The sequence below is a fragment of the Mesorhizobium sp. WSM4830 genome (assembly GCF_055811495.1).
This window is the reverse complement of the sequence record NZ_JBVVQI010000015.1, coordinates 137,487-158,363: the sequence shown is the minus strand read 5'-3', so window position 1 is coordinate 158,363 and position 20,877 is coordinate 137,487. Positions and strand designations below refer to the sequence as shown.

The 20,877-nt window shown below is 62.3% G+C and carries 18 protein-coding genes; 9 read left to right on the top strand and 9 right to left on the bottom strand.

Annotated features, from left to right (window positions below; translation table 11 throughout):
• Positions 1-362: 362 nt before the first annotated feature.
• The gene (locus AC0L2Y_RS20125; protein ID WP_473558946.1) at positions 363-1,379 is read left to right on the top strand and encodes an aminopeptidase; all 1,017 of its coding nucleotides are present in this window, start codon (positions 363-365) and stop codon (positions 1,377-1,379) included.
• Between the two features lie 163 nt (positions 1,380-1,542).
• A complete protein-coding gene (locus tag AC0L2Y_RS20120; protein ID WP_473558933.1) occupies positions 1,543-3,396 on the top strand; it encodes an adenylate/guanylate cyclase domain-containing protein in 1,854 nt (617 codons plus the stop codon).
• 431 nt (positions 3,397-3,827) lie between these two features.
• On the opposite strand, the gene AC0L2Y_RS20115 is transcribed toward AC0L2Y_RS20120, so the two are convergent.
• Positions 3,828-4,325, bottom strand: coding sequence for a GFA family protein (locus AC0L2Y_RS20115; protein ID WP_473558944.1), 498 nt, complete (start codon positions 4,323-4,325; stop codon positions 3,828-3,830).
• A 5-nt stretch (positions 4,326-4,330) separates the two neighbouring features.
• Positions 4,331-5,758, bottom strand: a complete 1,428-nt coding sequence (locus AC0L2Y_RS20110) for a coniferyl aldehyde dehydrogenase (protein WP_473558931.1) — start codon at positions 5,756-5,758, stop codon at positions 4,331-4,333.
• A gap of 96 nt (positions 5,759-5,854) precedes the next feature.
• On the opposite strand from AC0L2Y_RS20110, the gene AC0L2Y_RS20105 reads away from it, so the two are divergent.
• Entirely contained in the window at positions 5,855-6,466 is a 612-nt protein-coding gene (locus AC0L2Y_RS20105) for a TetR/AcrR family transcriptional regulator (RefSeq protein ID WP_473558930.1), read from the top strand.
• A gap of 302 nt (positions 6,467-6,768) precedes the next feature.
• Here AC0L2Y_RS20105 and AC0L2Y_RS20100 read toward each other — a convergent pair whose 3' ends face one another.
• The 7 genes from AC0L2Y_RS20100 to AC0L2Y_RS20070 all read right to left on the bottom strand — a co-directional run bounded on the left by AC0L2Y_RS20100 (position 6,769) and on the right by AC0L2Y_RS20070 (position 13,677).
• The gene (locus AC0L2Y_RS20100; RefSeq protein ID WP_473558928.1) at positions 6,769-7,014 is read right to left on the bottom strand and encodes a MoaD/ThiS family protein; all 246 of its coding nucleotides are present in this window, start codon (positions 7,012-7,014) and stop codon (positions 6,769-6,771) included.
• Positions 7,014-9,278, bottom strand: coding sequence for a xanthine dehydrogenase family protein molybdopterin-binding subunit (locus AC0L2Y_RS20095; protein ID WP_473558927.1), 2,265 nt, complete (start codon positions 9,276-9,278; stop codon positions 7,014-7,016). Before AC0L2Y_RS20095 ends, AC0L2Y_RS20100 begins: the two co-directional genes overlap by 1 nt.
• A gap of 16 nt (positions 9,279-9,294) precedes the next feature.
• Entirely contained in the window at positions 9,295-9,771 is a 477-nt protein-coding gene (locus tag AC0L2Y_RS20090; RefSeq protein ID WP_352488787.1) for a (2Fe-2S)-binding protein, read from the bottom strand.
• Positions 9,771-10,631 (bottom strand): FAD binding domain-containing protein, encoded by an 861-nt coding sequence (locus tag AC0L2Y_RS20085; RefSeq protein WP_473558925.1) that lies wholly within the window; start codon positions 10,629-10,631, stop codon positions 9,771-9,773. Before AC0L2Y_RS20085 ends, AC0L2Y_RS20090 begins: the two co-directional genes overlap by 1 nt.
• 136 nt (positions 10,632-10,767) lie before the next feature.
• Positions 10,768-12,411 (bottom strand): MFS transporter, encoded by a 1,644-nt coding sequence (locus AC0L2Y_RS20080; RefSeq protein WP_473558923.1) that lies wholly within the window; start codon positions 12,409-12,411, stop codon positions 10,768-10,770.
• 16 nt (positions 12,412-12,427) lie between these two features.
• The gene (locus AC0L2Y_RS20075; protein ID WP_473558921.1) at positions 12,428-12,637 is read right to left on the bottom strand and encodes a hypothetical protein; all 210 of its coding nucleotides are present in this window, start codon (positions 12,635-12,637) and stop codon (positions 12,428-12,430) included.
• Positions 12,638-12,645: 8 nt separating this feature from the next.
• Positions 12,646-13,677: a histone deacetylase family protein gene (locus AC0L2Y_RS20070; protein WP_473558919.1), complete on the bottom strand. Its 1,032-nt coding sequence runs from the start codon at positions 13,675-13,677 to the stop codon at positions 12,646-12,648.
• A 141-nt stretch (positions 13,678-13,818) separates the two neighbouring features.
• Here AC0L2Y_RS20070 and AC0L2Y_RS20065 point away from each other — a divergent pair, with 141 nt between their 5' ends.
• The 6 genes from AC0L2Y_RS20065 to AC0L2Y_RS20040 all read left to right on the top strand — a co-directional run bounded on the left by AC0L2Y_RS20065 (position 13,819) and on the right by AC0L2Y_RS20040 (position 20,777).
• Positions 13,819-15,486 (top strand): amidohydrolase, encoded by a 1,668-nt coding sequence (locus AC0L2Y_RS20065; protein ID WP_473558917.1) that lies wholly within the window; start codon positions 13,819-13,821, stop codon positions 15,484-15,486.
• A gap of 140 nt (positions 15,487-15,626) precedes the next feature.
• Positions 15,627-16,721, top strand: a complete 1,095-nt coding sequence (locus AC0L2Y_RS20060) for an ABC transporter ATP-binding protein (RefSeq protein WP_473558915.1) — start codon at positions 15,627-15,629, stop codon at positions 16,719-16,721.
• Positions 16,721-17,641 (top strand): ABC transporter permease, encoded by a 921-nt coding sequence (locus AC0L2Y_RS20055; RefSeq protein WP_473558913.1) that lies wholly within the window; start codon positions 16,721-16,723, stop codon positions 17,639-17,641. The genes AC0L2Y_RS20060 and AC0L2Y_RS20055 overlap by 1 nt, the downstream gene beginning before the upstream one ends.
• On the top strand, positions 17,634-18,434 hold the full coding sequence (locus tag AC0L2Y_RS20050; RefSeq protein ID WP_473558911.1) for an ABC transporter permease: 801 nt from the start codon (positions 17,634-17,636) through the stop codon (positions 18,432-18,434). Before AC0L2Y_RS20055 ends, AC0L2Y_RS20050 begins: the two co-directional genes overlap by 8 nt.
• Before the next feature lie 22 nt (positions 18,435-18,456).
• Positions 18,457-19,491 carry an ABC transporter substrate-binding protein gene (locus AC0L2Y_RS20045; protein WP_473558910.1) on the top strand — a complete coding sequence of 345 codons (1,035 nt, stop codon included), beginning with the start codon at positions 18,457-18,459 and terminating at the stop codon, positions 19,489-19,491.
• A 104-nt stretch (positions 19,492-19,595) separates the two neighbouring features.
• Positions 19,596-20,777 (top strand): serine hydrolase domain-containing protein, encoded by a 1,182-nt coding sequence (locus tag AC0L2Y_RS20040; protein WP_473558908.1) that lies wholly within the window; start codon positions 19,596-19,598, stop codon positions 20,775-20,777.
• Positions 20,778-20,877 lie beyond the last annotated feature (100 nt).

Below are 20,877 nucleotides of genomic sequence, written 5' to 3'. Positions count from 1 at the left end.
TGCGCATCGGCCTCGCCGAATTCCACGCCATCAAGTACGGAACCAAACTCAATCTGCAAAATGTGTGAATCCGATAGCATTTCATGAGGGAGAGGAATCGATAATCGTCAAGGTCGCAACCTCGGAAAGCCCAGGTTTCCTCATCCCCCACGAATGTGGGGGAGAGGTGGCTCGGCGAAGCCGAGACGGAGTGGGGGAGCGCCATGTGCGATTGTCTGGGCGGGCGACTGAGCGCGGTAACTTGGGCCGGTGTCTTCTTGACGAAAATCGGTGCGCCTGTGAGAGCAAGAGCTCCTTTGGGGAGATAAGCAGGCGGTGGGCAAACGGTGAGGCGCGTTCTTCGAATACTGGCCGCGCTGACCATGGCGTTCGGGGTGAGCGGCTGCACAAGCATTTCCTACTATGCGCAGTCGCTGGAGGGCCATGTGGAGATCATGGCGGCGCGCAAAAATGTTGGAAAACTGATCCGCGATCCTTCGACACCTGAGGCATTGCGCAGCAAGCTGACGTCGGCGAGCGCCATAAGACGGTTTGCGACGGATGAACTGTCACTGCCCGACAACAGCAGCTACCGCAGCTATGTCGACATCCACCGGGATGCGGTGACCTGGGCCGTTTTTGCCGCGCCGCAGTTCTCGCTCGCGCCAAAAACATGGTGCTTTCCGGTTTTCGGCTGCGTTCCCTACCGGGGTTACTTCTCCCGGAAATCCGCGACGGAAAGCGCTATCGAGCTTCAGAGACAGGGGCTGGACGTCTATGTCACCGGCATCACCGCCTATTCCACACTGGGCTGGTCCAGCGACCCGCTGCTCAGCACCATGCTCCGTCAGGACGACACCTACCTCGCAAGCCTTGTCTTCCATGAACTGGCGCACCAGCGCATCTATGTGGATGGCGATTCCGCATTCAATGAGGCTTTCGCGGTTGCCGTCGAAACCACCGGCACAAGAAAATGGCTCCGCGCCGCCGGCGATCGGGCCGGATTGCGCCGCTACGAAGCCAATCGCAAGCGCAGCGCCGATTTTCTCGGGCTGGTGGCGAAAACGCGCGACGAGTTGGGCCAGGTCTATGGAAGTCCCCGTACTCCGCGGCAGATGGCAGCCGCCAAGGCGGCCACGATCGACAGGCTACGGATGCGCTACCGGCACATGCGCGACAGGCGCTGGGCCGGATACCGGGGCTACGACGCCTGGTTCGAACAGCCGATCAACAACGCAAAGCTTGCTGCGACCTCAGTCTACGGTGAACAGGTTCCGGCATTTCTTCACCTGTTCGACCTGTGTTCCGGCGACTATCCAAGGTTCTACGCGTCTGTTCGACGCATCGCGGACAAACCGTCCCGCGCCGAAGCGCTGAAGGCTATGGAGAGCTGTGATTGAGGTGAACAGTGCAGCGCCCTAAAAGCGGACGCTTCCGGCCCAAATCAAGTCGTTTCGCAACCAGCAGCCGCTTGCGGGTAAGGTCCTGATAGGCGAAACTGATTGGAACCGGGAGGGTTTGCCACCTCGTCTCCGAGGTTGGCCGCCGACAGAGTGCTCCGAAATGGACCGCAAGCTCGCCGCCATCCTTGCTGCTGACGTTGTCGGATATTCTGCCATGATGGAGCGCGACGAGGCGGGTACGCATGAACGGGTGCGCGCCGGTCATAAGGAACTTTTCGAACCGACAGTGGCGCGTCATCATGGCACTATCTTCAAGCTGATGGGCGACGGCCTGCTGGCGGAGTTTTCTTCTGTCGTCGAGGCGATGGAGTGCGCGGTTTCGCTGCAACGTGGGCTGGCCGAGCGAAACGCCTCGTTGCCGAAAGACCAGCGCGTGGAAGTGCGCATCGGCGTCAATCTTGGCGAGGTGATTATCGAGGGTGACGATCGGTTTGGCGAGGGCGTAAATATCGCGGCGCGGCTGGAACAACTTGCCGAGCCTGGCGGCATCTGGGTGTCTGCAAAGGTCGCGCGCGAGGTTGAGAAGAAGCTGGCTTTCGGCTTTCAGTCGATGGGCCTGCTGAAGGTCAAGAACATCGCGGAGCCGGTGGAGGCATACCGTGTCACGATCGGCGGCAAGGCCAGCCCCAGGCGCGCGCGCCGCAGCCGGTCGCGGCTGCCAGTCGTGGCGAGCTTCCTGGTGCTGGTCTTAGCAGTCACGGCGGTCCTGGCGTGGTGGCAGTTCTATGGAACAAAGCGCGATATGGGCCAGGGTGGTATCCCGACCGTCGCGGTTCTGCCGTTCAAGAACATGAGCGGCGACCCGAAGCTGGAGTATTTCAGCGACGGCATGACAGACAATTTGATCTCGATGCTGGCAGGCGTCACCGAACTTAAGGTGCTCTCGCGTAGCTCTACCTTTGTCTACAAGGACAAGCCAACCGATGTCCGCCAGATCGGCCAAGAGTTGAACGCGGCCTACGTGATCGAGGGCAGCATCTGGAAGGAGACGGACCGGGTGCGCATCACCGCGCAGCTGATCAACGCGCGCACAGGCGAAAATCTCTGGGCGGAAAAGTTCGATCGCTCTGGAAGCAATCCCCTTGTGATTCAGGACGAGGCGATCGAACGCATCATTGGGACGCTTGGTGGCCAGCGCGGAAAAATGTACGACAGCGAATACAAGAAGGTCTGGGAAAAGGACACACCGGATCTTGAAGAGTACGACTTCTTCCTTCGCTCCAATTTCTTTTTTGGGCAGTTCACGCCCGAGAGCCTGGTGAAGGCGACGGACATAATTCTTGAGGGCCTGGCCAAATTTCCCGACTCCTCGCTGCTATCGTGCGGACTGGCTTGGGATCACGTCTTGGCGGCCGGCCTCGGCTTTGACGAAAAGCCTGACGAACATTGGCGCATGGCGTCCGAACTGGAAGCAAAGGTTCTTCCGCGGGCAAACCTCGGACCCGACGCAAGAAAAAGCTGCTTGTGGTCATCCGTCTACGTCAGCGCTCATGAGGGCAACTTCGATCTGTCTCTGCGTAGGGCTGATGAGGTGATTGCGCTTTCGCCCGGAGACGCGTTTCTCATCGGCGACCTTTCATCAGCAGCCCGCTTCAGCGGCCTGACAGACAAGGCCATTGAGCGAGCAGAATACGGGCTCAGGAACGATCCAAACTTCGCCGATTATTATCTCGTGATGAAGGCGAATGCCCTGACGGATATCGAAAAGTACGCCGAATCTGCTGCACTGATCACGAAGGCTTCAGACTTCATGATCACTGTTCCGCTGCTACGTGCCATCAACGATGTCCATCTTGGAAAAACTGACGATGCACGCAGTGAAGCCCTCAAGGCGCTTGCCATGCAGCCGTGGCTTAAGGCCGCGCGGTGGCGCGATATGACTTTCCATACCAATCCTGCAGTGATTGATCGACAGGTGGCCGATCTGGTGGCCGCGGGAATGCCAATGAAGTAGTTTCGTTTGCGAGCCCGGCTGGAGAACCGGCGCACACAGCACCCTTGCCCGTCTCGCTGGTGAGATTCAGTCCGAGCTTCCTCCTAAGGATGTCGGCAGGGCTCCTGTATCAGGTCGCGAAGACGCCTGCGCCGATTTGAATGTCCACCCTTGAAGATGCGCAGCCAGAAGCTGCCAGTCCGCTTATGGCCACAAAGCTCGCTCGCTTCCATGACTGTCATTGACACGGAAGCAGTCATCGAAAAGGAGCCGAATTCGCCGGCTGAACTGGCCAAGAATTCTCGTGGATAGCCGAGGGTTTTCTCAACTAGCAGGATCAAGGCGTTCAAACGTACTGTCGTCCGGGACCCTAAGCTGCCGCCGGCGTGGCCTCGCTGCTGGCGTAGGGGAGCAATCGGGTAACGCCTCGCCAAACAGATCGACTTTCCATTTCACAAGCCACTTATGATAAGTTTCCCGACCGCCCACTCGCTCGCAAAATAGCCGCTGTATTTGGGCACGCTATCGGGCATATCCAGCACTCGACGGTGATAGAACATGTCGAACCGAACCGGCGGCAGCCGGGCCTCGGGCTCGAAATTGCTGGCGGGGATGAACATCACCTTGAACGGCCCGACGCCCGCAACCTCCACAACGGGCTTGCCGCAAGTCCGGCAGACCCCGCGATTGAAGTTCGGAGGCGGGCGGTATTTCTTGAACGAAATATTGCCGGCGTTTTTCAGCACGACATCCGTGCCGCGAACGGCGACCACATCCGCAAACGGTTTGCCGTTGAACGCCTGGCAGATCAGGCAGTGGCACCGGAACCTGGCTTTCGGCGAGGTATGCACCTCGAACGAGCAGGCGCCGCATTCGCATGAGCCGCGTAGCGGCAACGACGTGTCATTGGTCATGTTCGGATGCTCCCGAGCTTGACTTAATGATGGCATGCTGGTCACCGGAGCATCACGTTGAGGATGGTATCGATCGGCTGTCTGAAGGGCGCGCGCAGAAGGTTGGAGAGGTTCCAACGGCCCTGCTCATAGATCCCCTTGGCGTGGCTGAGGTTATGGAAGCCTTCGATGCCATGGTATGCGCCCATGCCGCTGGCCCCGACGCCGCCGAAGGGCAAGTCATCCTGGGCGATGTGCATGATCGTCCCGTTGATAGTGACGTTGCCTGAGGTTGTTCGGCTCAGCACTTTGCGCCGGTGTTCGTCATCGGCACCGAAGTAGTAGAGCGCGAGCGGCCGAGGCCGGGCGTTCACATAGGCAATCGCTTCTTCAACGTCGCGGTAGGGAAAAATCGGCAGGACCGGGCCGAAGATTTCCTCATGAGCGATGCGCATGTCGTCTGTGACTCCGAGCACGACAGTTGGCGCCAGCGTGTTGGGGCGCAGAGACGCCTCACCGGGCCGATTGCCAACCTCTATGATCTGCGCTCCTTTGGAGCGGGCATCGTCGGTGAGGCCCTGTAGCCGGGCATAGTGCCGCGCGTTGATGATTGAGGTGTAGTGTTCACTCGTCGGACCGTCAGCATAGAAGGACATCACCTTCCGGTCATATGCCTTGACGAACGCGTCAACTTCGCTTTCGTGGATGAGTGCGTAGTCCGGAGCGATGCAGGTTTGTCCGGCGCTGAGCAGCTTTCCGTAGACAATTGAAGTCGCCGCTTGGTCGAGGTCGTGGCCCTTGGCAACGATGCTAGGCGACTTGCCTCCGAGTTCGAGGGTAACCGGAACGAGGTTGTCGCTTGCGGCCTTCATCACCGATCGCCCTACTGCGGTGCTCCCCGTGAAGACCAAGTGATCGAACGGCAGGGCAGTGAAATCCGCCCCTACCGCCGCATCACCGGTCACGATCGCGAACTGGTCCTCGGAGAATATCTCGCCGAACATTTTTGCGAGCAGCGCATTTGTTACGGGCGTGAACTCTGAGGGCTTCAGCATCACCCGGTTTCCGGCAGCGATGGCCGTGACAACCGGCATCAGCGACAGGTTTACCGGGTAATTCCAGGGCGACATGACGCCGACAACGCCAAGCGGCTGGTATTCAATGCGGGCGTTGCCCATTCGCATGTGCAGAGCAACGTGGCGGCGGGAAGGCGCCATGAAGCTGCGAAGGTTGCGGATCAAATACTTCGTTCCCTCGGCGACCCCTCCAACCTCCATGATCGCCGTCTCATACCTCGAGCGATGCCCGAAATCGGCATTGATGGCATCTTCGATCGCTTTGCGGTGCCCGATTAACGTGGCCCTGAACCTAGCCAGATCAGAGCGTCGCTGCGCCAGCGAAGGCGCTCCGTCACGCAGGAAAGCAGCACGCTGGGCCGCGAGGAGACTGCACAGCCGATTAGCGTCGGTGGTATTTGCGGTTGCGTTCATGGTCCACTCCAATGTAGACAAGAGAAACTTATGCCCTTACATAGGCGCTTAAGTAGTCACTGTCAACAATGTAACCACAAGAAACTTTGAGGTATCATGCGGGACGCACCCGATCGCCCCTATCACCACGGTGACCTCCGTCGTGCGGTTATCGAAACGGCGTTGGATATGCTTCGGGAGGAGAAGGGCTGGCAGTTCACGTTGCGCGAAGTCGCCCGCCGCGCGGGCGTAAGCCACGCGGCACCCTACAAGCACTTTCCGGACAAAGCCGCGCTGCTTGCGGAGCTCGCCATGATTGGCTTCGACCGACTGCGGGAGTGTCTATCGGCGGCCAAGCCCAAGACGCCCAAATCTCTGCGCGACGAAATCACTCCGGTATCTCATGCCTACGTCGCGTTCGGAACGGACAACCCGGCTCTCTACCGCCTGATGTTCAGCGCGGGGGAGGAGAAAGCCGCAGGGATGCATCTCAATGACCGGGCGCTCGCGGTCTTCGATGTAGCGCTCGAAATCCTCCGGCGCGGCCAGGCCGCGGGGAGCATTCGCAAGCGGCCGATAGAAGGTCAGGCGGCAGCCTGGTGGGGGCTCATCCATGGTATGACCATGCTTGCGATCGATGGGCTCCTGGTGTCAGAGAAAGTCGGATCGGCCCCCTTGGATGCGGCTTTAAGCACGCTGATGGAAGGGCTGGCGAACCCGGCATCATGACACTAGCTGTTCATGCAAAAATATCCGCTCTTGGCCGCAAACAGGTCATTAGTGAATGACCGCTTCTCGCCACCGATTGCCGACGGCAATCTTGCGAGAAGCGGCTTTGGGTCAGATCAGCATCCCGCCCAAACCTGACGTGTAGCTCGCTCGCTTCTATGTCTGTCATCGACACAGAAGCAGTCATCGAAAACGAACCAAACTCGCCGGCGGAACCGGCCAAGAATTCTCGTGGATAGCCGAGATCTTCCTCGAGCCTAGGCCAAGTCTTGGTCGTCGATGCTAGGGACGCGGTTGTCCACTTATCCCCCGGCCAGTCTCGGCAGCAGGAAAATCTCCGCGCCTTCCGGCAGTTCCTTCGACCAGGTGTCGCGATAGATCGTCCCGTCGATGGCGACGGCGATACCGCGATCGATGTAGGGCTCGAGGCCGGGATATTGTTCAGCCAGTTTCCTGAACAGCTCCCGAATATCCTTCGCCTCGATCTCGACCTTGCTCTTGCCTCCGGCGAGCGCGCCAAGCGATCCCCAGAGCGTCACCTCGACCATCAGCCTTCCCGTTCAGCCTCGATCGCCGCCAGAATCCGCGGCGGCGACATCGGGATGTGCGTCATGCGCACCCCGACCGCGTTCGACACCGCATTGGCGATCGCCGCCAGCGGCGGCACGATCGAGGTCTCGCCGACGCCGCGCACCCCGTAGGGATGGTTGGGGTTGGGGATCTCGAGGATCTGCGTGTCGATCATCGGCAGGTCCGAGCAGACCGGGATACGGTAGTCGAGGAAGCCAGGGTTCTGCAGCCGCCCGTCCTTGCCGTAGATATACTCCTCGTTGAGCGCCCAGCCGATGCCTTGGGCGGCACCCCCCTGGTACTGCCCCTCGACGTAGGTCGGATGCACCGCCTTGCCGGCGTCCTGGACGACGGTGTAGCGCAGCACCCTGGTGGAGCCGGTCTCGGGATCCACCTCGATATCGCAGATATGGGTGGCGAAGGAGACGCCGGCGCCGTCGGCGACGAGCTCGCTATGGCCGGCAATCGGTCCACCCGTCTTTCCTGACGCGGCCGCGATCTCCTTCAGCGACAGCGGCGAAAGGTTGCCGTGCGTCGCGCCTTTGGCAATGGCGCGGCCCTCTTCCCACACCACGTCGTCGACGGGAATGTCCCACATCTGCGCGGCGCGTTCCCGCAACACCTTGATGGCGTTGCGGGCGGCGGAGATCGTCGCCATCGAAGACGAGAAGGTGCCGCGGCTGCCGTCCGTCATGTCGTTGTAGCCGAGGCTGGACGTATCGGCGACCACCGCCTTGACCTGCTCATAGGGGATACCGAGCTCCTCCGCCGCGACCAGCGACAGCGAGGCGCGTGAACCGCCCACGTCAACGGTTCCGACGGCAAGCGAGACCGAACCGTCCATGCCGATATTGAGGTCCGTGCAGGTCTGGCCACCGAAATTGAACCAGAAGCCGCAGGCCATGCCGCGGCCCTGGTTCTTGCCGAGCGGCGCCTTCATGTGCGGATGGTTCTTCACCGCCTCCAGCGTCGGCCCGATGCCGATCGGGCCGTATACCGGGCCGTAAGATGATCTGGTTCCTTCCTGCGCCGCGTTCCTGATCCGGAACTCGACGGGATCCATGCCGATCTCCTTGGCCAGCTCGTCGACCGCGCTTTCCACCGCAAACGCCGCCATCGGCGCCGACGGCGCGCGATAGGCCGCGGTCTTGGGCCGGTTGACGAGCACTTCGTAGCCGACCGTCTTGACGTTCTCGAGCTTGTAGCAGGCAAAGGCGGTCATGGCGCCTATCTCGGCCCACGTGCCGGCATAGGGGCCGCAGCTATAGCGCAGCGTCGCCTCTGCCGCCGTGATCGTGCCGTCCTTGCGGGCGCCGATCCGAACATCGATCGAGGTGGCGCTGGTCGGGCCGGAGGCGCGGAACACCTCGTCGCGCGTCATCACCAGCTTGACCGGCCGGCCGGCCTTGCGCGACAGCGCCAGCGCCACCGGCTCGGCCCAGACATGGGTCTTGCCGCCGAAACCGCCGCCGATCTCCGAGGAGGTGACGCGCAGCTTAGAGGCCTCCATGCCAAGCAGCTGGGCGCAGTGCTGGCGATAGACAAAATGGCCTTGCGTACAGACCCAGAGGTCGGCGGTGCCGTCGGAACTGACATTGGCCACGCAGGCATGCGGCTCGATATAACCCTGGTGCGTCTGCTCGGTCTTGAAGGAGCGTTCGACGACGAAATCGGCCTGGCCGAAACCCTGGTGGATGTCGCCATGGCCGAACTGGCTGCGCTTGGTGACATTGGAAGGCTTGACGGGCTTTTGCTCGAGGCCCTCGGTGAAGATGGCGTCGTTGACCAGGGGTGCGGAGTGCTTCATCGCCTCGTCGACATCGGTGACATGCGGCAGCACCTCGTAGTCGACCTCGATCAGCTTCAGCGCCTGCCTTGCCGTGCGGGCATCGACCGCCGCGACCGCGGCCACGGCGTGGCCGTCATAGAGCGCTTTCTTGCGCGCCATGCAGTTGTCGAGGATGTCGTACATGGCGGCATCGCCGTCGGTGAGGTCCGGCAGGTCGGCGGCCGTTATCACCGCCTTGACGCCCGGAAGCTTCTGCGCCTTCGAGATGTCGATCTTGCGGATCACGGCGTGGGCATGCGGGCTGCGCAGGATGCGCCCGACCAGTTGCCCGGCCACGTTGAAGTCGGCGCCGTAGCGCGCGCGGCCCGTCACCTTGTCGACGCCGTCGGGACGGATGGGGCGCGTGCCGACAGATGTGAAACTGCGTCCCGAATAACGCGGATCGAAATTCATCGTCAGGCTCCCTTCATCACGCTTGTTTCATTACGATGGCGGCGTCCTGGACGGCGCGCACGATCTTGTCATAGCCGGTGCAGCGGCAGAGGTTGCCGGCGAGGCCAAAGCGGATTTCCTCCTCGGTCGGGTCGGGGTTCTTGGCCAAAAGGTCCTTCGCCGCGATCAGGAAGCCCGGCGTGCAGATGCCGCATTGAAGTGCGGCGTGCTCGAGGAATTTCTGCTGCAGCGGATGCAGCGTGTCGCCATGCGCCATGCCCTCGATGGTCTCGACGTGCCGGCCCTCGGCCTCCGCGCCGAGCACCAGGCACGAGCACACCAGCCGATCGTCGAGGATGATGCTGCAGGCGCCGCAGTCCCCGGTGCCGCAGCCTTCCTTGGCGCCCGTCAGCCCCAGGCGATCGCGCAGGACGTCAAGCAGCGTCTCGTCCGGCTGGCAAAGGAACTCGACATTGTCGCCGTTGATTGTCGTTGATACTGCCACACCAGCCATCATTTGCCTCCTGCGCGTGCATAGGCGGTCATGGCGGCCCGCTTGGCCAGCACACCCGCGACTTTCCGTCTGAATTCGATAGTGCCGCGCTTGTCGTCAATCGGGCGGCAGGCGCCCGAGCAGACCTTGGCGAGCCTCTCCAGCGTGGCTTCGTCCAGCTTGGAGCCGATGAGAACCTCGGCGGCCTCCTCGACCAGAACCACCGTCGGCGCCACGGCGCCCAGCGCCAGGCGGGCGGATTTGACGCGACCTTGCTCGTCGAGCGTCAGGTTCACGCCGGCGCTTACCACCGCGATGTCCATCTCCGTGCGCGGAATGAAACGCAGATAGGCATCGCCCGAACGCGGCAAACGTTTGTCGAGCAGGATTGCCTCGATGATCTCGCCCTTGGCCAGCGAGGTCTTGCCCGGCCCAGTCGGCACCGCTTCCACGGCAATCGTGCGCCTGGTTCCCGGGCCGACGACCACCGCCTTGGCGCCAGCGGCCACCAGCGCCGGCACGCTGTCGGCGGCCGGCGAGGCGTTGCACAGATTGCCGACGATGGTGCAGCGTCCCTGAACCTGCTTGGAGCCGATCAGCTTTGCCGCTTCGACGACGCCGGGCCATGCCTTGTTCAGGGCCGCGTTCTCTCCCAACACGGCGCAGGGGACCGCGGCACCAATGCTGAAGCCCTCCGGCGTTTCCCTGATTTCACTCAAGCCCTCGATCGCCTTGATGTCGACGATCAGGTCGGGTTCGATGAAGCCGCCTTTCATCCTCACCAAGAGGTCGCTGCCTCCGGCGAGAATGGCGGCCGTGCCGGCTGAACCGGCCAACAGGCCGGCGGCGTCTTCAATTGAAAGCGGACGTATGTAACGCATCGTCTCCCCTTAGTGGTCATAGTCACATCAACTGATATAACCGTCTCTCCACAATGGCCATCCTGTTCGTGCATTCGCGGATTGGGCCAGGCGCCGCAATTTCATTTGCTCGTTCAACTGGACGCACCGCCAGCCATTAATGCTCGATCGGTCCTTTCGGCATCACCAGCGCCGTGCCGGCCGTTGTCGGGCGCTCGATCATGCGGCGGACGCGCGGTGGCTCGTTGCCGCTGTGCAGGGCCCTTATACGCTCGCCGATGACCGCGTCGGCGTAGGTGGCGCGCCGATTGTGGCGAATATATTCGACCCAGGTCGGCGTGTGGTAGTGCTCGATCCATATCGAGGGATTTTCGAGGTCGCGCGCCAGCGTCCAGTTGCGGGCGCCGTCACGGCGGCGGACGCGGCCGCGCTCGGCCATGGTGGCGAGGAATTCCGGTACGTCCTCGTTACGGATGACATATTCGATCATGATGGCGATGGGGCCGCTGCGCGGCTTGAGATCAAGCGCCAGATGCGGCTCCTGAAAACGGTTGAGCGGGTCGAGGTTGAGCACCGCCTGCTGCGGCAGCGGCAGCAGCAGGCCGATGGCGCCTCCCGCCAGCATGGCGACGCTGGCCGCCATCAGGGCGACTTCGGCGCCATGCGCGTCGGCAACGACGCCCCAGACCCAGCTGCCGAGCGCGATGCCGCCGAAGGTCGCGGTCTGGTAGACCGAAAGCACGCGGCCGACCACCCAGCGCGGCGTCGACATCTGCACGGTGACGTTGAAATGCGACAGCGCCATCACCCAGCAGGCGCCGCCGACCAGCAGGCCGAGCGACGTCTGCCAGGCATGATTGCTAACGGCGGCGTTAAAGGCGCAGACGGCGAAACCGGCAAATGCCATGCGCACCATGGTTTCGCTGGACAGCAGCTGCCGCAGCCTGACGCTGGTCAGCGCGCCGCCGACGGCGCCGATGCCGAAAGCGCCGAGCATGATGCCGTAGCTCAAGGCATCGCCCTTGACGACGTCGCGTGCGACCAGCGGCAGCAGCGCCAGGACCGCGCCGGCGCTGAAGCCGAAAGCCGAGCTCCTGACCAGCACCTTGCCGATATTGGGCGACATGGCGACGTAGCGCAGGCCGGCGCCCATTGCGGCGCCCAGCGTCTCGCGCGGCAAGGTCGATGCCGGCAGTTCCGGCTTCCAGCGGGCCAGCACGACGATGAGGCCGACATAGCTCAGTGTGTTGACGGCAAAGGCCGCGGCGGCGCCTGCGGCGGCAACGATGATGCCACCGATCGCCGGGCCAACGCTGCGCGTCAGGTTGAAGCCCATCGAGTTGAGCGCGATCGCCGCCGGCACCTTGGTGCGAGGCACCATGTCGCCGACCGAAGCCTGCCAGGACGGGCTGTTGAGCGCGGTGCCGCTGTCGATCAGGAAGGTGAAGGCGAGCAGCGTCCACGGCGTCATCAGGTCGAGATAGGTGAAGACGGTCAGAAGAGCCGAGACGACGAGCATGAAGATCTGGGCGATCAGCATGATTTTGCGCCGGTTGAAGCTGTCGGCGATGGCGCCGGCCAGCAGCGCGAAGAGCATGATCGGCAAGGTGGTCGAGGCCTGGACCAATGCCACCTGGTAGGACGAGGTGGCGATCGTGGTCATCATCCAGGCGGCGCCGACGCCCTGGATGAGGCCGCCGAAATTGGAGACGAGGCTGGCGGACCACACCGCCCGGAAGATGCCGTGCCGGAACGGCGCCAGCGCCGAGGCGCTTTCGCTTTCCGGTGTGTCGTCGTTCATAAATGCTTTCCCAGGCTCAAATGCGTTTGTTCTTCCGATGAATCGGCCCCTCAAGCCAAGGATTCAAAAAATAGATCATCATTTCGCAAAGGGCGAACGCATTCTGGAAAAACATCATGGTCCAACAACAAGATAGCGGACCCGGCCAGCGCGTGCCGTTGCAGGCGAAGCGGTCGGTCAGGCCGGCGGCACCGCTTGCCACGCGCTGCCATGTGATTGCAGGCACCGGCGGTTCTAGCGGTCCTCGAAGCCAGTCAGCACGCCGACGGCGTTGATGCCGATCTCCTCGACGGCGTAGCCGCCTTCCATGACGAACAGCGTCGGCAGGCCGAGCCTGGCGATGCGGCGGCCGATCCTGGGGTAGTCGCCCGTTTTCAGCTTGAACTGGCTGATCGGGTCCTTCTCGAACGTGTCGACGCCGAGTGAAACGACGACGACGTCGGGAGCATAAGCCAAAAGCCTCGTGCAAGCGTCCTCGAGCGAGGCATTCCACACCTCCCAGCCGGTGCCGAAGGGCATCGGATAATTGTCGTTGAAGCCTTCGCCGTCGCCCTCGCCGCGTTCGTCGGCATGGCCGAGGAAGAACGGATATTCGGTCATCGGATCGCCATGCAGGTTCAGCACCTGAACGTCGCCGCGGCGGTAGAAGATCTCCTGGGTGCCGTTGCCGTGGTGATAATCGACGTCGAGGATCGAAACGCGCGCGGCGCCATGGTCGCGAAACCACTGCGCGGCGACGGCGGCGTTGTTGATGAAGCAATAGCCGCCCATGAAGGCTGCGCCGGCGTGGTGCCCCGGCGGGCGGCAGAGCGCGAAGGCGGAAGGCTCACCGGCCTTGACCAGCGCGGCGGCGGTCAGCGCGACGTCATAGGACGACTTGATCGCATCCCATGTGCCTTTGACGAACGTGGCGCCGCCATCGAAGGAGTAGAAGCCGAGCAGCGCGTCGATGCCTTTCGGGCGCACGTCGCCGCGCAGGCCGCGCGTCGGCCAGGTGAACGGAATGGCCGAACCGGTCCGGCCCGACGCTTCCCAGAGCGGCCACACGGTCGGCAGGAAATCGACGTAGTCGCCGGCATGCACCTTCCTGGCGGCGGCGAGGTCGTGGATTTCCGGCGGCAGGATCGGACCGAGCTTCTCGCTCTCCACCCGCGCCCTGATGAACTCGGCGCGCGAAGGCTTTTCAAAAGCCGGCACGATGGCGCCGGCGATCAATTCGACATTGCCGGAATGGCCGGCATGGAGAGGCGAAAAAACAGTCTTCATGAAATTATTCCGTGGTGATACGCAGCGACCCTAACCGTCCTGCACTGCCTTTCACAAGGCGCTGGGCCAACCAGCCATGGCTTGCTGGCCCGGCAGCCGGTCGTCTAGCCTGCCGGCAGCGCAACCGAACCGCGGGTAATCATGAGTTCAAATGCCGACCTGATCGTCACCAATGCCCGTGTGCTGACCATGGACGAAGGCAATCCGACGGCCGAGGCGGTGGCGATAAAGGACGGCAACATCCTGGCGGTTGGTGATCGCCGTACCATCGAGGCGCTGAAAGGGCCGGCCACGAAGGTCATCGATGCGCAAGGCAGGTCGGTGGTGCCGGGCTTCATCGAAGCGCATATGCATCTTTTCGGCGGCGCGGCCGAACTGGATAATCTTCACCTTCAGGGCGTGCATGGCTTCGATGCGATGAGCGACGCGATCCGCGCCTATGCGGACGCACGGCCGAACGCCAAATTGCTGCTTGGGGCAGGCGTCGACTACACTATCCTTTCGAAGGAAGAGCCGGTCACCCGCCATCATCTCGACCGCATTATCGCCGACCGGCCGTTCGCGATGTCGGCTTCCGATCACCACACGATGTGGGCCAACACCAAGGCGCTGGAGCTGGCTGGCATCCTGCACGGCAAGCAACTCGGTCCCGGCAACGAGATCGTCATGGGCACCGACGGCCTCGCGGCCGGCGAATTGCGCGAGGGCGAGGCGTTCGGGCCGATCCTCGAGCTTTCCGGGCAGAACCGCGTTCGGCTCGGCCTTGCGACAGGCGGAGAGCCCGACCCGTATCCTTCCGCCGCCGAAGTCGCGGCCGATCGCGACCTGTTGCATCGCGGGCTGGAATGGTGCGCCCGCCACGGCATCACCTCGATCCAGAACATGGACGGCAATCTCTACCAGCTCGAGCTGCTTGCCGGGCTGGAGCAGGAAGGGCGGCTGCTCTGCCGCACCAAGATACCTTTTCATTTCAAGAATTTCATGCCGCTGGACATGCTGGAAAAAGCGTCGAGGATGGCTTCCGCCTACCGGTCGGAATGGCTGTCGTCCGGCATGGTCAAGATGTTTTATGACGGCGTGCTCGAAGGCTGGACCGCGGTCATGGTCGACGACTATGCCGACCGGCCGGGCTGGCGCGGTGAGCCGCTGTTTACGCCCGAGCATTTCGCCGAGGTGGCGGTGGAGGCCGATCGGCGCGGCCTGCAGATCGCCGTGCATTCGATCGGCGACGGCGCGGTGCGCGCGGTTCTCGACGGTTACGAGGCGGCGCAGCGGAAGAACGGCAGGCGCGACAGCCGGCACCGGGTCGAGCACATCGAGGTGACCACTGCCGCCGACGTGCCACGCTTCGCCGAACTCGGCGTCATCGCTTCGATGCAGCCGCCGCACCCGCCCGGCGCCATGGACTTCCCGCTGGAGCCGACGCTTTCGCGCATCGGTCGCAAAAGATGGCCGCTGAGCTATGCCTGGCGGACGCTGAAGCAGGCGGGTGCGCATGTCGTCTTCGCTTCCGACTGGCCGGTGTCGCGGGTCGACCCGATCCTGGGCGTTCAGGCGGCGGTGCTGCGCAAGCCTTGGGCAGCGGGCGACCCCGACCAGAGCTTCTCGCTGCTGGAAGCACTTGCCGGCTATACGGTCGAAGGTGCCTATGCCGAATTCATGGAGCACCGTAAGGGCCGGCTGAAACCAGGCTATCTGGCCGATCTGGTGGTGCTGTCGGCCGATATCGAAGCAACTGAACCGGGTTTGCTGCACAAGGTGCATCCGGTCAGCACCATCTGCGGCGGCAAGATCACTTATCAGGTTTGATGATGACACTGACGATGGCACGGAGCTTGCGTCCTGAACCGAGATTCAGATGCACGGTTGCCAAGCCGACCGGCATATGCTGACAATCGAAATGGGAACTGGATCCGCCATCAAGAGCGGACATGACAATGGGGTAATGCGTGCCGGATCAACCGGGTAAGAGTGCAATCGAGGTCCGCGGCGTCCGCAAGGTGTTCGGTACCGGGGACGCACAAGTCGCCGCTCTCGACACGGTTTCGGTGTCGATCCGCGAGAATGAGTTCTTCACGCTGCTGGGGCCGTCGGGTTGCGGAAAAACGACGCTGCTGCGGCTGATCGCCGGTTTCGATTTCCCCAGCGAAGGCGAAATCCTGCTGCACGGCCAGGACATCGCGACGCTGCCGCCGTTCAAGCGGCCGGTCAACACCGTCTTCCAGTCCTATGCGCTGTTCCCGCACATGACGGTGGCCGAGAATATCGGCTTCGGCCTGGAGATGCTGGGCAAGCCGAAGAGCGAAATCAAGGCGCGCGTCGCCGAGATGCTGAAGCTGGTCAAGATGGAGGCGCTGAGCGCCCGCCGCACCAGCCAGATCTCCGGCGGCCAGCAGCAGCGCGTGGCACTGGCGCGCGCGCTGGCGCCGCAGCCGAAAGTGCTGTTGCTCGACGAGCCGCTGTCGGCGCTCGACTACAAGCTGCGCAAGGAAATGCAGATCGAACTGAAACGGCTGCAGCACCAGACCGGCATCACCTTCATCTTCGTCACCCATGACCAGGAAGAGGCGCTGACCATGTCCGACCGCATCGCCGTGATGTCGGCCGGCAAGATCCTGCAGGTCGGCACGCCCTGGGACATCTATGACAAGCCGGCCGAGCGCTTCGTCGCCGACTTCATCGGCGAAACCAATTTCCTGACCGCGGCCATCACCGGCATCGGCAATGGCAAGGCGCGCGCGACACTCAAATCCGGCGCGACGATCGACGCGACGGTGGCTGAGGGCTTCCAGCCGAAGGCGAATGCCACCCTGGTGGTCAGGCCGGAACACGCAAAGCTGACCGGCGGCAAGGGCGATCTTTCCGGAACCGTCGAAAACATCGTCTATTTCGGCACCGACACGCATATTCATGTCCAACTGGACAGCGGCGAAGCCTTCACCGTGCGCCAGCAGAACACGCGCAGCGCAGGCTGCGGTTTCGAGCGCGGCGACAAGGTCGGCGTATCGATCGGCAACGACGCCGCGCAAGTGCTGAGGGATTGATGGCGAGCGCGGAAGAAGTCGCCAAGGCGGCCGAACGGCGCGACATCCGCGACCGCTGGCTGCTGTCGGCGCCGGCCCTGCTGATCATCTTCGTGGCAGCGACCGGTCCCTTGCTGATCGTGCTGGTCTATTCGTTCTTGGCGCCCGGCGCTTACGGCGACGTGAAGTGGCAATTCTCGCCGGAGGCGTGGATTTCGGTGTTCATGGAACGCGACATCTTCGACGACACGCTTTCGCTCGCCGCGGCCCATGTCACCATTTTCTGGCGCTCGATCAAGCTGGCCATCGTGACCACGCTCGCCACCCTGGCGCTTGGTTTTCCGACCGCCTATTTCATGGCAACGCGCAGCGAGAAGACGCGCGACCTCTGGCTGTTCCTGATCACCATACCGTTCTGGACCAACCTGCTGATCCGCACCTTTGCCGTGCTGCAGATCATCCGCAACGAGGGTCTGATCAACACGGTCCTGCTCAAGCTCGGCATCATCTCCGCGCCGATCCAGATACTCTTCACCGACACGGCGATCCTTATCGGCATGGCCTATGTCTATCTGCCGCTAATGGTGCTGCCGATCTATGCCAGCATGGAGAAGCTCGATTTCCGGCTGGTCGAAGCCGGCTACGATCTTTATGCGACACGCTTTCAGGTGCTCCGGCGCATCATTTTCCCGCTGGTCAAGCCCGGCGTGATCGCTGGCTCGATCCTCGTCTTCATCCCGGCGCTCGGCGCCTATGTGACGCCCATCTTGCTCGGCGGCGGCAAGACCATGATGCTTTCAAACCTGATCGAGATGCAGTTCGGGCAAGGCCGCAACTGGCCGCTTGGCTCGGCGCTGTCGATCGCCGTCATGATCATAGTCATGGTGGCGCTGCTTGCCTATGTGCGCAATGCCGGTCGGTCGGAGATGCGCCATGGCTAGAAGCTTCGAAATTAAGCATCAGCCAGGATTCACAGCGATCGCCGCGACCTGTTTCGTCGTGCTCTACCTGCCCATCGTCATACTCGTGGTCTATGCCTTCAATGCCGCGACTTCGACCTCCGAATGGGGCGGTTTCTCGCTCAAATGGTTCCAGTCGGCCTGGCAGAATACGCAGGTGATCGACGCCACGCTGCGTTCGTTCCAGATCGGCGCCATCGCGGCAACCCTTGCGACCATCGCCGCGACCATGGCGGCACTCGCGACAACTCGCACGGCAGCCTATCCGGGCCTGACTTTCAAATATGCTGCGATCAACCAGCCGCTGATGGTGCCCGAGATCGTCACCGGCGTGGCGCTGCTGATCTTCTTTTCGCGCATAAAGATATTCACCGGCTATTCGGGTCTTGGCTATCTGATCGCCGCGCATACGGCGTTCTGCATTCCCTTTGCCTATCTGCCGATCCGGGCGCGGCTGGAGAACATGGATCTTACGCTGGAGCGCGCTGCTGCCGACCTCTACGCGACGCCATGGCGGACGTTCAGGCGCATCACGTTGCCGCTGCTGTGGCCCGGCATCCTGGCCGGACTGATGCTGGCCTTCGTCATCTCGCTCGACGATGTTGTCATCACCGAGTTCGTGAAATCCGGCGGCCAGGACACGTTGCCAACCTACATGCTCGGCCAGATACGCCGAGGCATAACGCCTGAAATCAACGCGATTTCGACCGTGTTCCTGCTCTTGTCGGTCGCCATCGTGACGTTGTTTTTCTTCATCAGCAGGAAACGGGACTGAGCATGAAAATGGGAGTTAGAACATGAACTGGAAGACAACAGCGGCTGCGATCGGGTTGGCGCTACTCGCCTCTACGAGCCTGGCTCGCGCCGACGGCGAACTGAACATCTACAATTGGGGCAACTACACCAGCCCCGACGTGATCAAGAAGTTCGAGCAAAAATACAACATCAAGGTGACCATCACCGATTACGATTCCAATGACACGGCACTGGCCAAGGTCCGCCAGGGCGGCACCGGCTTCGACATCGCGGTGCCCTCACAGACCTTCGTGCCGATCTGGATCAAGGAAGGCCTCGTCCAGGAAACCGATCCGGGCAAGATGGAGAACTTCAAGAACGTGGCGCCGGAATGGGCCAATCCCGATTTCGATCCCGGCCGCAAATATTCGGTGCCATGGGCCTGGGGCACTGTAGGCATCGTGGTGAATACCGATGTCTACAATGGGCCGTCGGACAGTTGGGGCATCATCTTCAACACGCCCGATGAACTGAAGGGCAAGGTCAACGTCGTGCCGGAAATGAACGACGTCATGTTCGCTGCGACCAAATATGTCGGCGGCGCGCAATGCGCCAGCGACAAGGAAACGCTGAAGAAGGTGCGTGACACGCTGGTTGCCGCGAAGCCAAACTGGATCGCGATGGAATACAACACCATCGAGAAAATGGGCGCCGGCGATTTCAAGGCGACGAGCGACTGGAACGGATCGGCCCTGCGTCAGCGGCTGGCGAACCCCAAGATCCACTATTTCTATCCCAAGGAAGGTTTTGGTCTCTGGAGCGACAATGTCATGGTCCTGAAGGAAGCCAAGAACGTCGAGAACGCCAAGCTGTTCCAGAACTTCATCATGGATCCGGAGAACGCCGCCGGCCTGTCGGCTTTCCACCGCTATGCCAACGGCATTGCCGGTTCGGACAAGTACATGCCCGCCGACATGAAGGACGCGCCGGAGGTGATTATCCCGGAAGCCGTCAAGGCGCGCGGCGAGTTGCAGACACTGTGTTCCCCGGAGGTGCAGGACATCTACAGCAAGATCTGGACCGAACTGCAGAAGTAACCCGGCCCAACCCGGCGGCATTGCCGCCGGGTTTTTCCGGCGATCGGCCATGCAAGCCATCGCCGCGGCGCTCGCCCAGAACCCAAAGACCGAAGGAAGCGCCTATGGCCGGCAAGACCGCGTTCGAAACCAGGTATGGCTTTGCCCGAAACCAGGTGCTGCTCGGCAATTGGCGGGAAAGCCCGTTCAGCCGGTGGTCGTTCCAGAATGCCGGCGAACTGGTGCCGAGCGCTGCCGTGGCGTCAAAGCCGGGCAGCAGCGAGGCGCCGGCGCAGGATTTCGGCGGGCTACTTGGTGAAAAGGTCGCTCTTGCAGGCGGCGCGGAGACGGTCGCGGCTTTTCTCAGGCGCTCCGACACCGACACGCTGACGATCATGAAGGGTGGCAAATTCGTCGGCGACTGGTTCGCGCCGCATATGGAGTTCGGTTCGCGCCACATCGTCTTTTCGATCAGCAAGTCGCTGACCGCCATTGTTGCCGGCATATTGGAAGGCGAGGGGATTTTCGATCCGCAGGCTCCGGTAAGCCGCTATCTGCCCGAAGCCGCCGGCTCGGCCTATGGCAATGCGAGCGTCCGCCATGTGCTCGACATGAGTGTCAGCCTCGATTTCGAAGAGGCCTATCTCGATCCGGAAAGCGCATTCGCCCGCTATCGCCGGGCCATGCTGTGGAATCCAGGCGGGGGCACCGAGAGCCTGGCCACTTTCCTCATGACGCTGCAGGGCCTGGCCGAGCCGCATGGCCGGACGTTCCGCTACCGCTCGCCCAACTCCGACCTGCTCGGCATCCTGCTCGAACGCGCGTCGGGCCGGCGCTTCGCCGATCTAATGCGCGAAAAATTATGGGCGCCGCTCGGCGCCGTCAGCGATGCCTCGGTGACGGTCGACATGGAAGGCACGGCGCGCACCGCCGGCGGCATTTCGGTGACGCCGCGCGACCTTGCGCGCGTCGGCGAGATGATGCGGCAAGGCGGCGTAGCCAATGGCCGCCGTATCGTGCCGGAAGCCTGGGTGCGCGACACGACCGAAACCGGCGGTGACGCCGAGGCCTGGCAACGCGGCACGATGGCGTTCCTGTTTCCGCGTGGCCGCTACCGCAGCAAATGGTACCAGACGAGCGCGGCAAGCGGCGCCTTCTGCGGCATCGGCATCCACGGCCAGTGGCTTTACGTCAATCCGAAGGCCGAAATGGTAATCGCAAAGATGTCGTCGCAGCCGCTGCCGGTCGACGATCCGCTCGATCTGGATATGATTTCTTTCTTCGAGGCGCTGGGCCGGATGGTCTGATCCGATCCAGACAGCCGACCTTTCCTGTGGACCTCTCGCCGGGTTGAAAACGTCGCGGTTGGCGCATCGGTGCTCTGCGCCTATGGTCGCTGCTCGTTTC

Bases quoted from the DNA above. Each gene is read 5' to 3' on its own strand.
- AC0L2Y_RS20125 (WP_473558946.1), top strand. From the start codon at position 363: ATGGCGTTCGGGGTGAGCGGCTGCACAAGCATTTCCTACTATGCGCAG.
- AC0L2Y_RS20120 (WP_473558933.1), top strand. From the start codon at position 1,543: ATGGACCGCAAGCTCGCCGCCATCCTTGCTGCTGACGTTGTCGGATAT.
- AC0L2Y_RS20115 (WP_473558944.1), bottom strand. From the start codon at position 4,325: ATGCCATCATTAAGTCAAGCTCGGGAGCATCCGAACATGACCAATGAC.
- AC0L2Y_RS20110 (WP_473558931.1), bottom strand. From the start codon at position 5,758: ATGAACGCAACCGCAAATACCACCGACGCTAATCGGCTGTGCAGTCTC.
- AC0L2Y_RS20105 (WP_473558930.1), top strand. From the start codon at position 5,855: ATGCGGGACGCACCCGATCGCCCCTATCACCACGGTGACCTCCGTCGT.
- AC0L2Y_RS20100 (WP_473558928.1), bottom strand. From the start codon at position 7,014: ATGGTCGAGGTGACGCTCTGGGGATCGCTTGGCGCGCTCGCCGGAGGC.
- AC0L2Y_RS20095 (WP_473558927.1), bottom strand. From the start codon at position 9,278: ATGAATTTCGATCCGCGTTATTCGGGACGCAGTTTCACATCTGTCGGC.
- AC0L2Y_RS20090 (WP_352488787.1), bottom strand. From the start codon at position 9,771: ATGGCTGGTGTGGCAGTATCAACGACAATCAACGGCGACAATGTCGAG.
- AC0L2Y_RS20085 (WP_473558925.1), bottom strand. From the start codon at position 10,631: ATGCGTTACATACGTCCGCTTTCAATTGAAGACGCCGCCGGCCTGTTG.
- AC0L2Y_RS20080 (WP_473558923.1), bottom strand. From the start codon at position 12,411: ATGAACGACGACACACCGGAAAGCGAAAGCGCCTCGGCGCTGGCGCCG.
- AC0L2Y_RS20070 (WP_473558919.1), bottom strand. From the start codon at position 13,677: ATGAAGACTGTTTTTTCGCCTCTCCATGCCGGCCATTCCGGCAATGTC.
- AC0L2Y_RS20065 (WP_473558917.1), top strand. From the start codon at position 13,819: ATGAGTTCAAATGCCGACCTGATCGTCACCAATGCCCGTGTGCTGACC.
- AC0L2Y_RS20055 (WP_473558913.1), top strand. From the start codon at position 16,721: ATGGCGAGCGCGGAAGAAGTCGCCAAGGCGGCCGAACGGCGCGACATC.
- AC0L2Y_RS20050 (WP_473558911.1), top strand. From the start codon at position 17,634: ATGGCTAGAAGCTTCGAAATTAAGCATCAGCCAGGATTCACAGCGATC.
- AC0L2Y_RS20045 (WP_473558910.1), top strand. From the start codon at position 18,457: ATGAACTGGAAGACAACAGCGGCTGCGATCGGGTTGGCGCTACTCGCC.
- AC0L2Y_RS20040 (WP_473558908.1), top strand. From the start codon at position 19,596: ATGGCCGGCAAGACCGCGTTCGAAACCAGGTATGGCTTTGCCCGAAAC.